A 12,905-nucleotide genomic window follows, 5' to 3' on the forward strand; every position below is an offset into this window, starting at 1 on the left:
GCGTAGGCCGGATAAGCGTGAGCGCATCCGGCATCAATTACTGTGCTGATTTGGGTTTTACGTCCGTTGTGCCTTTCAGGCGTGGCCGGTTTTCTTCGACCCGCGTTAAGGGTAGTGTTTCGTGTAGACCTGTGTGGCAGCGAGTTGCAAGATCCTGATACTCTTTGGTGTTTAGCCGTTTCCAGTGCAGTTCCTGGTCCGTGACTTCACGCAATACGCGAGCGGGTGAGCCAACCAGCATCTGCCTTGCCTCTCCCTGAAATCCGGCTTTGACAAAGCTCATGGCGGCGACAATGCTCTCTTCGCCAATCGCTGCGCCGTCCATAATGACGCTGTTCATGCCGATCAGCGCATCTCTGCCCACCACGCAACCGTGCAGGATTGCGCCATGGCCGATGTGTCCGTTCTCATGCACGATGGTGTCGGTGTCGCAGTAGCCGTGCATGATGCAGCCATCCTGCAAATTAGAACCAGCCTCCAGGATCAAGCGACCATAGTCACCGCGCAATGACGCGTGCGGGCCAATATAAACTCCGGCACCCACTATGACATCGCCAATCAGCACGGCGCTGGGATGGACAAAGGCATCCGGATGTACCACCGGAATCAGGCCCTCAAAGGCGTAGTAGCTCATCGTTTTATCTCGGTTTTATTGCCGGATAAGCGAATCGCTATCCGGCATCGGCACATTAACGACCTTTCCACACCGGGTCGCGTTTTTCGGCAAACGCCTGCGGTCCTTCAAGCGCATCTTCCGAATGCAGTACAGATGGATAGTGCTTCAGCACGCCGCTGCGGATGTAGCGGTAGCCTTCTTCCACCGTCATTTCGCTAGTGGTGCGATAGATCTCTTTCAGTGCGGCGATAGCCAGCGGGGCGCTATTGACCAACTGCTGCGCCAGTTCACGCGCGCTATCCATCAGTTCGCCCTGGCTGACAACGCGGTTGACGATGCCCCAACGCAGCGCTTCTTCGGCGCTCATTCGTCTGCCGGTCATCACCATTTCGTTGACGATTGCCGGTGGCAGCAGCTTAGGCAGACGCAGTACGCCGCCGCTGTCAGGCACGATCCCGAGCTTGGCTTCCGGCAGTGCGAAGCTGGCATTTTCCGCGCAGACAATAAAATCCGCCGCCAGCGCCAGCTCAAAACCACCGCCAAACGCATAGCCGTTTACCGCAGCGATGACCGGCTTATCGAGGTCGAAAATTTCGGTTAAACCGGCGAAGCCGCCTGGGCCAAAATCGGCATCTGGCGCTTCACCTTCAGCTGCCGCTTTTAAGTCCCAGCCCGCAGAAAAGAATTTCTCACCGCCGCCGGTGATAATCGCTACGCGTAATTCCGGGTCGTCACGAAAATTAAGAAACGCTTCACCCATGGCAAAGCTGGTTTTGGCGTCAATGGCATTGGCTTTAGGCCGGTCGAGGGTAATTTCCAGGATCGGGCCGTTACGGGTCAGATGTAATGAATCACTCATAGTTCATCTCCAGATAAATAGATTTCCCGGCAGGAGGAGTTCCTGTCGGAAGGGTTATTTCAGATTTTTTTTGATTATTTTTCCTGAACAATTGCGCGGCAGGTCGGTTCTTATCTCCATAAAAGAGGGAACCTTGAATTTCGCCATATTGTTTTCGCAGAAGCTGAAGAACTCGGCTTCGCTTAATGTTTCACCTTCATTAAGGACGATAAACGCTTTAATGGCTTCATCACGGATTGAATCTTTAATACCGACAACCACAATGTCCTGAATTTTGGGATGCGCAGAAATAATATTTTCCAGCTCGACGCAGGAGACATTTTCTCCGCCGCGTTTAATCATGTTGCAGCGCCTGTCGACGAAATAAAAATAGCCATCCTCATCCTGATAGCCCGAATCACCGGTATGTAACCAGCCCTCAGGTTCCAGCGCTTTGGCGGTAGCCTCCGGCTGCGCGTAGTACTCTTTGAAGATTGTTTTGCCCGGCACGCCTTTAATACAGATTTCGCCAATTTCTCCGGCGGGCAGGGGACGGTTGTGATCGTCACGGATTTCGGCTTCATAGCTAAATCCCACGCGGCCAATGGAGGGCCAGCGTCGTTTGTCACCGGGACGGTCGCCGATAATACCGACGATGGTTTCAGTCATACCGTAGGAGGTCAGCAGCCTGACGCCAAAGCGTTCGGTAAAATCGTCTTTTTCCTGCTCGGATAAATTGAGGTAGAACATCACTTCGCGCAGGTGATGCTGTCTGTCGGTTGGTGCAGCGGGCTGCACCATTAGCGTTCTGATCATCATCGGAATGCATTCGGTAACCGTCGCCTTATATCTATGCACCTGATTCCAGAACGCCCTGGCACTGTACTTCTCTAGCAGCACAAAGGTGCTGCCAGCGGAGAATGCGGGCATTGCGGCGGTACACTGACAGTCGATATGAAACGCGGGCATCACCGTCATGTAGACGTCATCATCGCGCAGGGCGATTTGCCAGGCAGAGTAGTAGCCTGCAAAACGCAGGTTGTAGTGGGTAATTACCACCCCTTTAGGCCGCGAGGTGGTGCCTGAGGTAAACAGAATTTCCGCCGTATCGTCAGTGGATAACGCGGGCGTATAGCACAGCGTGGTGGACTGGCGGGATTGCAGTTGGGTAAAGTGACTCACACCGTCGTCAGCCGGAAGCTGTTCGCCAATCAGACAGATATGATTAAGCGGGGTGCTATTTTCCAGTCGTATCTGGCGGTACATAGGATAAAACTGGGCGCTGGTGACCAGCAGACTTACCTGGCTGTTTTGCAGGATCCAGGCACTTTCTTCACCCAGCAAGCGGGCATTAATCGGTACCATGATGGCGCCAATTTTTGCCAGCCCAAACCAGCAAAAAATGAATTCCGGACAGTTATCCAGATGCAATGCGACCTTATCGCCCTTGCGGATCCCTAAGGAATGGAACAGGTTTGCCGTGCGGTTAATCTCTTCATTGAGCGAGGCATAGCTAAACTGCCGAACAACTCCTTCGCAGGATTCGAAAATTAACGCCGTTTTATCTCCGTACACCCCGGCCAGGTCGTCCCACATCTGACGTAAGTTTTGTCCGCCAACGATATCCATATTGCTTTATCCACTGAAATCAGGCGTGAGCGCTAACCATCGAGGGGTCAGCGCGTCGCGTTTATTCCTCAACTCTGGCCAGGCCTTTGCCGACCAGCTCATTTATGTCTGCTTCGCTATAACCAATATTTTTCAGAATGGCGGCAGTATCCATGCCATGTGACGGCATGCCACGCCAGATTTTCCCCGGATTGTTTTTAAATTTCGGCATGATGTTTGGCCCTTTGCAGGTGCGGCCATCCATTGTTTGCCACTGAGTAATAGATTCACGGGCAACGTACTGCGGGTTGCCTTCCAGTTCAGGAATAGTCAGCACCTTCGCGCAGGCGATGTTCAGCTCAGCAAAGCGCGCCTGGACTTCGGCGATGGTGTGCGTTGCCAGCCAGGCGTCCAGTTTCTCTTCCACAAGCGGGCCGTAAGGGCATTCCACACGATGGATAAGCTGGGTGCCTTCCGGGACTTCCGGTGTGCCAAGAATGTGGGCGAGGCCAATATCCTTGAAGCATTCGTTGATTTGCGTGATGCCGACCAGCTCCATAACGATATAGCCATCGGCGCATTTATACAGGCCGCAGCCAGCGTAATACGGGTCTTTGCCTTTGGTCATGCGTGGGCAAATTTCGCCGCCGTTGAAGTAATCCATCATGAAATACTGACCCATGCGCAGCATCACTTCGTACATAGCGATATCGATGCTTTCACCTTTACCCGTTTCGCGCACTTTGTGCAGGGCCGCCAGCGCTGCTGTCGTTGCGGTCATCCCGGAGAAGTAATCGGCGGTGTACGGGAAGGCGGGCATTGGCTGATCAACGTCGCCGTTTTGGATCAGATAGCCGCTGAACGCTTGCGCGATGGTGTTATACGCCGGAAGATTGGTGTACTCCTCGGTACCAAACTGGCCGAAGCCGGAAAGGTGGGCGATAACCAGTTTCGGGTTATGTTCCCACAGCACTTCATCGGTAATACCGCGGCGGGCAAAGGCCGGACCTTTACTGGCTTCAATGAAAATATCGGTGGTTTCCATCAGCTTCAGAAACGCTTCCCGGCCTTCATCTTTGAAAATATTCAGCGACAGAGCGTGCAGGTTACGGCGTGAGAGCTGCGGATAGTTAGGCTGTACGCGGATGGTATCGGCCCATGCGACGTTTTCAATCCAGATAACCTCGGCACCCCATTCGGCGAACATCTGTCCGGCGAACGGACCGGCAATTTCGATCCCTGAAAAGACAACGCGTACCCCGGAAAGCGGGCCGAAGGCTGGCATTGGTAAATGATTCATCATTTTTCTCCTGGCATTTATGGGTGTCCATGTAGGCCGGATAAGGCGCTCGCGCCGCCATCCGGCATTGATTGCCTGATGGTGACGCTAAGGCGTCTTATCAGGCCTACAGGTTGCGTCGTTCTATCGGTATTGCTTGAGTACCGCACGACCCAACGTCAGGATCTGCATTTCGTCAGAACCACCAGAAACACGGTCAACGCGCAGGTCACGCCAGAAACGCGTGATGCGGTGGTTGCCCGCGATACCAACACCTCCCAGTACCTGCATGGCGGTGTCTACCACTTCAAACGCGGCGTTGGCGCAGAAGTATTTACACATTGCCGCGTCACCAGAAGTAATGGTGCCGTTATCCGCTTTCCATGCGGCTTCCAACAGCATGTTTTTCATGGAGTTCAGTTTGATCGCCATGTGTGCGAACTTCTCCTGGATCAGCTGGAAACGGCCGATCGTTTCGCCAAACTGTACGCGTTGGTTGGCGTAGCGCGCGGCGTCTTCAAAAGCGCACATTGCCGTACCGTAGTTGGTCAGCGCGACGAGGAAGCGTTCATGGTCAAACTCTTCTTTCACACGGTTGAAGCCATTACCTTCCCGACCGAACATGTCTTTCTCGTCCAGTTCAACGTCATCAAAGGTGATTTCACAGCAGCTATCCATGCGCAGACCGAGTTTCTCCAGTTTGTTGACCTTGATACCCGCTTTGCTCATGTCAACAAACCACTCGGTATAAACAGGTTTATCCGGTGATGCACCATCTCTCGCCATCACTACGATGTACGGGGTATAGGCGCTACTGGTGATAAAGCACTTACTGCCATTAAGATAAACCTTACCATTTTTGCGTGTATAAGTGGTTTTCAGACTGCCAACATCCGATCCCGCTCCCGGTTCGGTGATAGCAGAGTTCCACATCTGCTTACCGGTGCCCTGGAACGCCATGATTTTATCAATTTGCTCCTGAGTCCCTTCACGCAGGAAAGTGTTAAAACCTCCCGGTAATTGGTACAACACGTAAGTCGGTGAGCCAAGACGTCCGAGTTCCATCCAGACGGCGGCAACGGTGACAAAACCGGCTTCCAGCCCGCCGTGTTCTTCCGGGATCAACAGGCTATCGATGCCCATATCCGCCAGCGCTTTTACAAAACGCTCAGGGTAGACGCTGTCGCGATCGCACTCGGCAAAATAAGCTTCCCAGTTCTCACTGGCCATCAGTTCACGAATACCGGCGACAAACAGTTCCTGCTCGTCATTTAAGTTGAAATCCATCTTTCAGCCTCTTGATCAATTGGGTTAATAAGAATTACTTGTCTTTCCAGTGCACTTTGGCGTCTTTAATAAAGGACAGCGTCACCATGATGTTGACGAAGAACAGCGGACATCCCCCGGCGATAATTGCGGTCTGAATGGGCTTCAGCCCACCCAGCGCCAGCAGAACGATACCGATGACGCCGACCAGAACGGACCAACCGATACGCACCAACAGCGGCGGTTCTTCACCATCACGAACTTCGCGACAGGTGGACATCGCCAGGGTGTAGGAGCAGGCGTTAATCAGCGTGACGGTGGCAATAAAGCAGAGGATAAAGAATCCCCACATGGTGGCGGTGCTGAGCGGTAAAGCAGCCCAGGTTTCGATAATGGCGCGCGCCACGCCGTGTTGTTCAATCAGTTGCGGGATGTTGAGAATGTTTTTATCCATCAGCAGCAGCGTGTTGCTGCCAAGGACGGTCCACAGGATCCAGGTGGAAGCGGTCAGGCCCAGTACCATCCCGAAACACAGTTCACGTACGGTACGACCCCGAGAAATACGTGCCAGGAAGATACTCATCTGGATAGCGTAAATAACCCACCACGCCCAGTAGAAAACAGTCCAGCCCTGCGGGAAGCCGCCTTTGCCGATGGCATCGGTATAGAACAGCATGCGCGGCAGATGCATCAGCAGCATGCCGACCGAGTCGGTGAAGTAGTTCATGATGAAGCTGGCGCCACTGACGATAAACACCCAGCCGAGCATCAGGAAGCTCAGATAACTACGTACGTCGCTGGCGATCTTGACCCCTTTTTGCAGGCCGCAGGCCACGCAAATGGCGTTCAATATGATCCAGCAGGTAATGATGATGGCGTCGAGTTGCAGCGTATGCGGAATACCGAACAGCCATTGCATACACTCGGTTACCAGCGGGGTAGCGAGACCGAGGCTGGTGCCCATCGCGAAGATCAGCGCCACCAGATAGAAGTTATCGACGATGGTGCCGAACAAGCCCTTAGCATGCTTCTCGCCAACTAACGGTACCAGCGTGGAACTGGGGCGGATAACGTCCATTTTGCGTACAAAGAAGAAGTAGGCGAACGCGACTGAAAGGAAGCTGTAGGTCGCCCACGGCAGCGGTCCCCAGTGGAACAAGCTGTACGCCAGGGCTATCTCTTTTGCGCCAACGGAGTTGGGGGCGAGAGCAAACGGCGGGGTAGAGATATAGTAGTAGATCTCGATGGAACCCCAGAACAGCACCGCGGCGGATGTACAGGAAGCGAACATCATAAAAATCCAGCTGGCGGTACTAAACTCAGGTTTTTCGTCGCCTAATTTCTTTTTCGAATACGGGCCAAAGACCAACCAGAACCAGCCGAAGAGCATGACGACCATATACCATTCGAATGCCCAACCCCAGACGTTGGTGACATAACTGAATACCGCATTAATAACGACGTTAGCGGCATCAAGATCTCTTACTGTTAACCAACAAAGTATCCCAACAATTATTAATGGCGGAAAAAAAACCTTCGGTTCAATTCCCGACTTTCTCTTTTCATTTTTCATAAGTGAATTCCAGTGTGAAAACGAAATTTATTTAGCGTGCCCGTATGTGATCGTTTGTTTATTTATTATTAATGATTTGTTGATAACCTTTTAACCTCTGGGCGCCTCAGTGAGTAACTCATAATGGGTATTCATTTCCGGCTATTCTGTTATCTGTATCACACTTTCTTATGCTGGTTATTTTGTCTGAAAATACAAATAATTCTCTTATTAATCATAATGTTGATGTTTCTTTTTTAACTTTTTTAAGTGACTGGCGTTCAATATTGTTGAACCAGCAAACAATATTGAAAATTTTCGTATTTGACATGTTTCTTTCAATATTGGTGAGGTGCATAACACTATTGAAAGTTACGAATATCAATGTGTGACATTTTCAATATTGGTGATTAATGTTTTATTTCCGAATTAAAGAGCGTGATATCTGTATTTAACACCGCCGATATAAATACGTTTCCTTCATGATTTCTGGAGATGCAATGAAGATAATTACTTGCTACAAATGCGTACCTGATGAGCAGGATATTGCGATTAATAATGCTGATGGAACACTCGATTTCAGCAAAGCAGATGGCAAAATCAGCCAATATGATCTGAATGCGATCGAAGCGGCTTGCCAGTTAAAACAGCAGGTGGGAGAGGCTCAGGTTGTGGCCATGAGCGTCGGCGGCAAAGCGCTGACCAATGCAAAAGGGCGCAAAGATGTGCTCTCCCGTGGCCCTGATGAACTGATTGTTGTCATTGACGATCAATTTGAACAGGCGCTGCCACAACAAACCGCCACTGCGCTGGCTGCCGCCGCACAAAAATCAGGTTTTGATCTGCTTATTTGCGGCGACGGTTCTTCCGACCTTTATGCTCAGCAGGTTGGTCTGCTGGTGGGCGAAATGCTGAACGTGCCGGCGATTAACGGCGTGAGTAAAATCCTCTCTCTTACCGACAGCACGCTGACGGTAGAGCGTGAACTGGAAGATGAAGTTGAAACCCTGAGTATCCCGCTTCCGGCGGTGATCGCGGTCTCTACCGACATCAACACCCCTCAAATCCCTTCCATGAAAGCCATCCTTGGCGCGGCGAAAAAACCGGTCCAGGTCTGGTCGTCTGCGGACATTGGGCTGAACGGCGCGCAAGCGTATTCCGAACAACAGGTTGCCGCACCGAAGCAGCGCGAGCGTCAGCGCGTTGTGATTGAAGGTGACGGTGAAGAACAGATTGCCGCGTTTGTCGAGAATCTTCGCAAAATCATTTAATTATCAGGGGATGTTATGAACAAATTTTCCAGTGTCTGGGTATTCAGCGATACCCCTTCTCGTCTGCCGGAACTGATGAATGGTGCGCAGGCTTTAGGTGAAAACGTTAACACGTTTGTGCTCAGCGATGAGGACAGCGCGGCGGCATGCCATTTAGGTGCGGATCATGTCTGGCTGCTCAGCGGCAAACCAGAAGACCGTATGGTTGAAGACTACGCCGATGCGATGGCCGAAACCATTCGTCAGCACAGCGAGGGCGGCGCGGTGCTGCTGCCGAATACGCGTCGGGGCAAGCTGTTAGCGGCAAAGCTGGGCTTTCGCTTGTCGGCTGCGGTCTCAAACGACGCCAGCGCAGTCGCGGTGCAGGACGGAAAAGCGGCGGTCAAACATATGGTCTACGGCGGCCTGGCGATGGGAGCAGAAACAATCGCTTCACCGTTTGCCGTGATCACTCTCAGCAGCGGAACGTTTGACGCGCAGCAACCGGATACCGCCTGCAGCGGCGAGGTGCACACCGTTCAGTGGCAGGCTCCGACTATTGCCGTGACCCGTACGGCAACGCAGGCGCGTCAGAGCAACAGCGTCGATCTCGACAAAGCCCGTCTGGTGGTCAGCGTGGGACGCGGTATTGGTAGCAAAGAAAATATCTCGCTGGCCGAAGCGCTGTGCCAGGCGATTGGCGCTGAGCTGGCCTGTTCCCGTCCAGTGGCGGAAAACGAGAAGTGGATGGAGCACGAACGCTACGTCGGCATTTCCAACCTGATGCTCAAACCAGAACTGTACCTGGCCGTGGGAATCTCCGGGCAGATCCAACATATGGTCGGCGCCAACGGCGCGCAGACGATTTTCGCCATCAACAAAGATAAAAATGCGCCGATCTTCCAGTACGCAGATTTTGGCATCGTTGGCGATGCGCTGAAGATCCTGCCTGCGCTGACGGCTGCTCTGGCGCGTTAAACCATTCGGGCAGGGTGCGAAAGTATCCTGCCACTGACAGGAGTACGTATGTCCGAAGATATCTTTGATGCCATCATCGTGGGTGCAGGTCTGGCCGGTTCGGTTGCGGCGCTGGTGCTGGCTCGGGAAGGTGCACAGGTGCTGGTCATCGAGCGCGGCAATTCTGCTGGCGCGAAGAATGTCACCGGTGGGCGCATGTATGCCCATAGCCTGGAACGCCTCATTCCCGGCTTTGCTGAGCAGGCCCCCATTGAACGCATAATCACCCACGAAAAACTCGCCTTTATGACCGATAAAGCGGCGATGACCATCGACTATTGCAATGGTGAAGAGGCTGCATCGTCGCAGGTTTCTTATTCCGTCTTACGCAGCAAATTTGACGCCTGGCTGATGGAGCAGGCCGAGGAGGCGGGAGCCCAGCTTATCACCGGTATTCGGGTGGATAACGTTGTGCAGCGCGAAGGCAAAGTCGTGGGCGTGGAAGCCGACGGCGATATTCTGGAAGCCAAAGTGGTGATCCTCGCTGACGGGGTGAATTCTTTGTTGGCAGAAAAACTGGGCATGGCAAAGCGCGTTGAGGCATCGCATGTTGCCGTTGGCGTAAAAGAGCTGATCGAATTGCCAAAATCGGTGATTGAAGATCGTTTCCAGTTACAGGGGAACGAAGGTGCAGCTTGCCTGTTTGCCGGTTCTCCAACCGATGGGTTGATGGGCGGGGGCTTCCTCTATACTAATGAAACGACCCTTTCTCTGGGGCTGGTCTGCGGTCTTCATCATCTGAAAGATGCTAAAAAATCGGTCCCACAAATGCTGGAAGATTTCAAACAGCATCCGGCGGTTGCCCCACTGATCGCCGGTGGCAAGCTGGTGGAATATGCCGCGCACGTCGTACCGGAGGCCGGTATGAATATGCAGCCTGAACTGGTGGGTGACGGTGTGCTGATTGCCGGTGATGCTGCCGGAATGTGTATGAACCTCGGCTTTACCATCCGCGGTATGGATCTCGCCATATCTGCAGGCGAAGCGGCGGCGAAAACGGTGCTTTCCGCAATGAAGCGCGACGACTTCAGCAAACAGTCGCTGGGCGAATACCGTCAGCATCTCGATGATGGTCCAATGCGCGATATGCGCATGTATCAGAAGCTTCCCGCTTTCCTTGATAACCCACGCATGTTTACCGCCTATCCCGAAATGGCGGTCAGCATCGCGCGCGACCTGTTCACCGTAGATGGCTCTGCTCCGGTGCCAATGCGCAAAAAAATCCTGCGTCATGCGAAGAAAGTGGGCTTCATCAACCTGATGAAAGATGGCCTGAAAGGAGTGACCGTATTATGACATCTCCCGTCAATGTGGACGTCAAACTGGGCGTCAATAAGTTCAATGTGGATGAAGACAGCCCGCATATCATTCTCAAAACCGATCCTGATAAACAGGCGCTGGAAGTACTGATTAAGGCTTGTCCAGCCGGACTGTATAAAAAGCAGGACGACGGCAGCGTCCGTTTTGATTACGCCGGATGCCTGGAATGCGGAACGTGCCGCATTCTCGGACTTGATACAGCGCTGGAAAAGTGGGAATACCCGCGCGGGACATTTGGCGTGGAGTTTCGCTACGGCTAATAAGTACGAGGTTGTGCACCCGTAGGTCGGATAAGACGTGGTAGCGTTGCCATCCGGCAATCATGTGGCGCCAATGCCGGATGGCGGCGTAAACGCCTTATCCGGCCTACAGATGACGCTTTGCCCGTGTTGAAACAGGAAGTCGCTATGCAGCAGCCCAGGAACTTTGATGACATCAAATTTACCTCTATTCACCGCCGGATAATGCTGTGGGGAAGCGGTGGGCCATTTCTGGATGGTTATGTGCTGGTGATGATTGGCGTGGCGCTGGAACAGCTCACGCCGGCATTGAAACTGGACGCACAGTGGATTGGTCTGCTGGGTGCCGGCACGCTCGCCGGTCTGTTTGTGGGGACGTCGCTGTTTGGCTACATTTCCGATAAGGTCGGGCGGCGCAAAATGTTCATCATCGATATTATCGCCATTGGCGTGATATCGGCGGCAACCATGTTTGTTTCCTCACCCATTGAGCTGTTGGTAATGCGTGTGCTGATCGGCATTGTGATTGGTGCCGATTATCCGATTGCTACCTCGATGATTACTGAGTTCTCCAATACCCGCCAGCGCGCTTTCTCCATCGGTTTTATCGCCGCGATGTGGTATGTCGGCGCCACCTGTGCCGATCTGGTCGGTTACTGGCTGTATGATGTTGAAGGAGGATGGCGCTGGATGCTGGGCAGCGCGGTGATCCCTTGTATTTTGATCCTGATTGGGCGCTTCGATCTTCCTGAGTCGCCGCGCTGGCTGTTGCGTAAAGGTCGGGTGAAAGAGTGTGAAGCGATGATGATCAAACTGTTCGGCGAACCGGTGGTGTTCGACGAAGAGGCGCCGCAGGAGACGCGCTTCCTACAGCTGTTTAACCGCCGTCATTTCCCGTTTGTCCTGTTTGTTGCCGCTATCTGGACCTGTCAGGTGATCCCGATGTTCGCCATTTATACCTTTGGTCCGCAGATTGTTGGACTGTTGGGGCTTGGTGCCGGGAAAAGCGCGGCGTTGGGCAATGTGGTGATAAGCCTGTGCTTTATGCTGGGGTGCATTCCACCCATGTTCTGGCTTAATAGCGCGGGCCGTCGGCCATTGTTAATTGGCAGCTTTATTATGATGACGCTGGCGCTGGCCGTGCTGGGGTTAATTCCTGATATGGGAGCGTGGCTGGTGGTGCTGGCGTTTGCCGTGTACGCCTTTTTCTCGGGGGGACCGGGAAATCTTCAGTGGCTGTACCCAAATGAACTGTTCCCTACCGACATTCGCGCATCTGCCGTCGGGGTGATTATGTCCTTAAGCCGCATCGGCACCATTGTTTCAACCTGGGCGCTGCCGGTGTTCATTACCAAATACGGGATCAGCAATGTCATGCTGATGGGCGCAGGAATTTCGCTGATTGGCCTGCTGGTGTCCATCGCTTTCGCCCCGGAAACGCGAGGTCTGACGCTGGCGCAAACCAGTCAAATGACGATTCGCAGTAAGCCCGTGACCAGAGCGAGTTATTAGGAGTGTTCTGTATTTTCCCTGCAACTCAGTCAGTTAGCCTACAGTTAACTGGGTATATCACAGAAAACAACTGAAAAGCAGGGAGAACACCATGCAAAAACATATCCTGATCACCTCAATTTTTACCGCAGCAGCACTGTTTACCGTGGCCGGTTGTTCCTCAAACCAGGCGGTTAAAACCACCGATGGTAAAACAATCGTCACTGACGGCAAACCGCAAGTCGATGATGATACTGGCCTGGTGTCGTATAAAAATGCGCAAACGGGTAAGACGGAACAGATTAACCGCGATCAGGTTAAAGATATGAGTGAACTGGATAACTAGTTCAGTTTTCTCCATTCAGCCACTCAATAATATTGACTGTTAGCCTGTGGATTAAGTGACTAAACTCACTGTTATTACAATAA

The 12,905-nt window shown here is 52.7% G+C and carries 12 protein-coding genes; 6 read left to right on the forward strand and 6 right to left on the reverse strand.

Annotated features, from left to right (window positions below):
- Positions 1-37: 37 nt before the first annotated feature.
- The 6 genes from caiE to caiT all read right to left on the reverse strand — a co-directional run bounded on the left by caiE (position 38) and on the right by caiT (position 7,180).
- Positions 38-634, reverse strand: coding sequence for a carnitine operon protein CaiE (gene caiE, locus OGY68_RS02020; protein WP_008786161.1), 597 nt, complete (start codon positions 632-634; stop codon positions 38-40).
- A gap of 55 nt (positions 635-689) precedes the next feature.
- Complete coding sequence (gene caiD, locus OGY68_RS02025; protein ID WP_008786162.1) at positions 690-1,475, reverse strand: crotonobetainyl-CoA hydratase; 786 nt, start codon at positions 1,473-1,475, stop codon at positions 690-692.
- A 54-nt stretch (positions 1,476-1,529) separates the two neighbouring features.
- On the reverse strand, positions 1,530-3,083 hold the full coding sequence (gene caiC, locus OGY68_RS02030) for a crotonobetaine/carnitine-CoA ligase (RefSeq protein ID WP_048214963.1): 1,554 nt from the start codon (positions 3,081-3,083) through the stop codon (positions 1,530-1,532).
- A 61-nt stretch (positions 3,084-3,144) separates the two neighbouring features.
- The gene (gene caiB / locus OGY68_RS02035; RefSeq protein WP_003018901.1) at positions 3,145-4,362 is read right to left on the reverse strand and encodes an L-carnitine CoA-transferase; all 1,218 of its coding nucleotides are present in this window, start codon (positions 4,360-4,362) and stop codon (positions 3,145-3,147) included.
- Positions 4,363-4,485: 123 nt separating this feature from the next.
- Positions 4,486-5,628, reverse strand: coding sequence for a crotonobetainyl-CoA dehydrogenase (caiA, locus tag OGY68_RS02040; RefSeq protein WP_057066985.1), 1,143 nt, complete (start codon positions 5,626-5,628; stop codon positions 4,486-4,488).
- A 34-nt stretch (positions 5,629-5,662) separates the two neighbouring features.
- A complete protein-coding gene (caiT, locus tag OGY68_RS02045) occupies positions 5,663-7,180 on the reverse strand; it encodes an L-carnitine/gamma-butyrobetaine antiporter (RefSeq protein WP_003829695.1) in 1,518 nt (505 codons plus the stop codon).
- Positions 7,181-7,659: 479 nt separating this feature from the next.
- Between caiT and OGY68_RS02050 the strand changes: the two genes are divergently transcribed.
- The 6 genes from OGY68_RS02050 (at position 7,660) to OGY68_RS02075 (ending at position 12,822) form a co-directional block, all read left to right on the forward strand.
- Positions 7,660-8,430 carry an electron transfer flavoprotein FixA gene (locus OGY68_RS02050; RefSeq protein WP_032942343.1) on the forward strand — a complete coding sequence of 257 codons (771 nt, stop codon included), beginning with the start codon at positions 7,660-7,662 and terminating at the stop codon, positions 8,428-8,430.
- A 15-nt stretch (positions 8,431-8,445) separates the two neighbouring features.
- Positions 8,446-9,387: an electron transfer flavoprotein subunit alpha/FixB family protein gene (locus OGY68_RS02055; RefSeq protein ID WP_057069059.1), complete on the forward strand. Its 942-nt coding sequence runs from the start codon at positions 8,446-8,448 to the stop codon at positions 9,385-9,387.
- A 48-nt stretch (positions 9,388-9,435) separates the two neighbouring features.
- Positions 9,436-10,722 (forward strand): FAD-dependent oxidoreductase, encoded by a 1,287-nt coding sequence (locus OGY68_RS02060; RefSeq protein WP_286616808.1) that lies wholly within the window; start codon positions 9,436-9,438, stop codon positions 10,720-10,722.
- Positions 10,719-11,006, forward strand: coding sequence for a ferredoxin-like protein FixX (gene fixX / locus OGY68_RS02065; protein WP_000203736.1), 288 nt, complete (start codon positions 10,719-10,721; stop codon positions 11,004-11,006). The genes OGY68_RS02060 and fixX overlap by 4 nt, the downstream gene beginning before the upstream one ends.
- Positions 11,007-11,153: 147 nt before the next feature.
- On the forward strand, positions 11,154-12,497 hold the full coding sequence (locus OGY68_RS02070) for an MFS transporter (RefSeq protein ID WP_020996234.1): 1,344 nt from the start codon (positions 11,154-11,156) through the stop codon (positions 12,495-12,497).
- Positions 12,498-12,588: 91 nt separating this feature from the next.
- Positions 12,589-12,822, forward strand: coding sequence for a YgdI/YgdR family lipoprotein (locus tag OGY68_RS02075; RefSeq protein WP_003018880.1), 234 nt, complete (start codon positions 12,589-12,591; stop codon positions 12,820-12,822).
- The last annotated feature ends 83 nt before the right edge of the window (positions 12,823-12,905 follow it).

It is taken from the genome of Citrobacter sp. Cpo065, assembly GCF_030332805.1.
GTDB lineage: Bacteria > Pseudomonadota > Gammaproteobacteria > Enterobacterales > Enterobacteriaceae > Citrobacter > Citrobacter portucalensis.

Bases quoted from the DNA above. Each gene is read 5' to 3' on its own strand.
- OGY68_RS02060 (WP_286616808.1), top strand. From the start codon at position 9,436: ATGTCCGAAGATATCTTTGATGCCATCATCGTGGGTGCAGGTCTGGCC.
- caiC (WP_048214963.1), bottom strand. From the start codon at position 3,083: ATGGATATCGTTGGCGGACAAAACTTACGTCAGATGTGGGACGACCTG.
- caiB (WP_003018901.1), bottom strand. From the start codon at position 4,362: ATGAATCATTTACCAATGCCAGCCTTCGGCCCGCTTTCCGGGGTACGC.
- caiE (WP_008786161.1), bottom strand. From the start codon at position 634: ATGAGCTACTACGCCTTTGAGGGCCTGATTCCGGTGGTACATCCGGAT.
- fixX (WP_000203736.1), top strand. From the start codon at position 10,719: ATGACATCTCCCGTCAATGTGGACGTCAAACTGGGCGTCAATAAGTTC.
- OGY68_RS02070 (WP_020996234.1), top strand. From the start codon at position 11,154: ATGCAGCAGCCCAGGAACTTTGATGACATCAAATTTACCTCTATTCAC.
- OGY68_RS02075 (WP_003018880.1), top strand. From the start codon at position 12,589: ATGCAAAAACATATCCTGATCACCTCAATTTTTACCGCAGCAGCACTG.
- caiD (WP_008786162.1), bottom strand. From the start codon at position 1,475: ATGAGTGATTCATTACATCTGACCCGTAACGGCCCGATCCTGGAAATT.
- caiT (WP_003829695.1), bottom strand. From the start codon at position 7,180: ATGAAAAATGAAAAGAGAAAGTCGGGAATTGAACCGAAGGTTTTTTTT.
- caiA (WP_057066985.1), bottom strand. From the start codon at position 5,628: ATGGATTTCAACTTAAATGACGAGCAGGAACTGTTTGTCGCCGGTATT.
- OGY68_RS02055 (WP_057069059.1), top strand. From the start codon at position 8,446: ATGAACAAATTTTCCAGTGTCTGGGTATTCAGCGATACCCCTTCTCGT.
- OGY68_RS02050 (WP_032942343.1), top strand. From the start codon at position 7,660: ATGAAGATAATTACTTGCTACAAATGCGTACCTGATGAGCAGGATATT.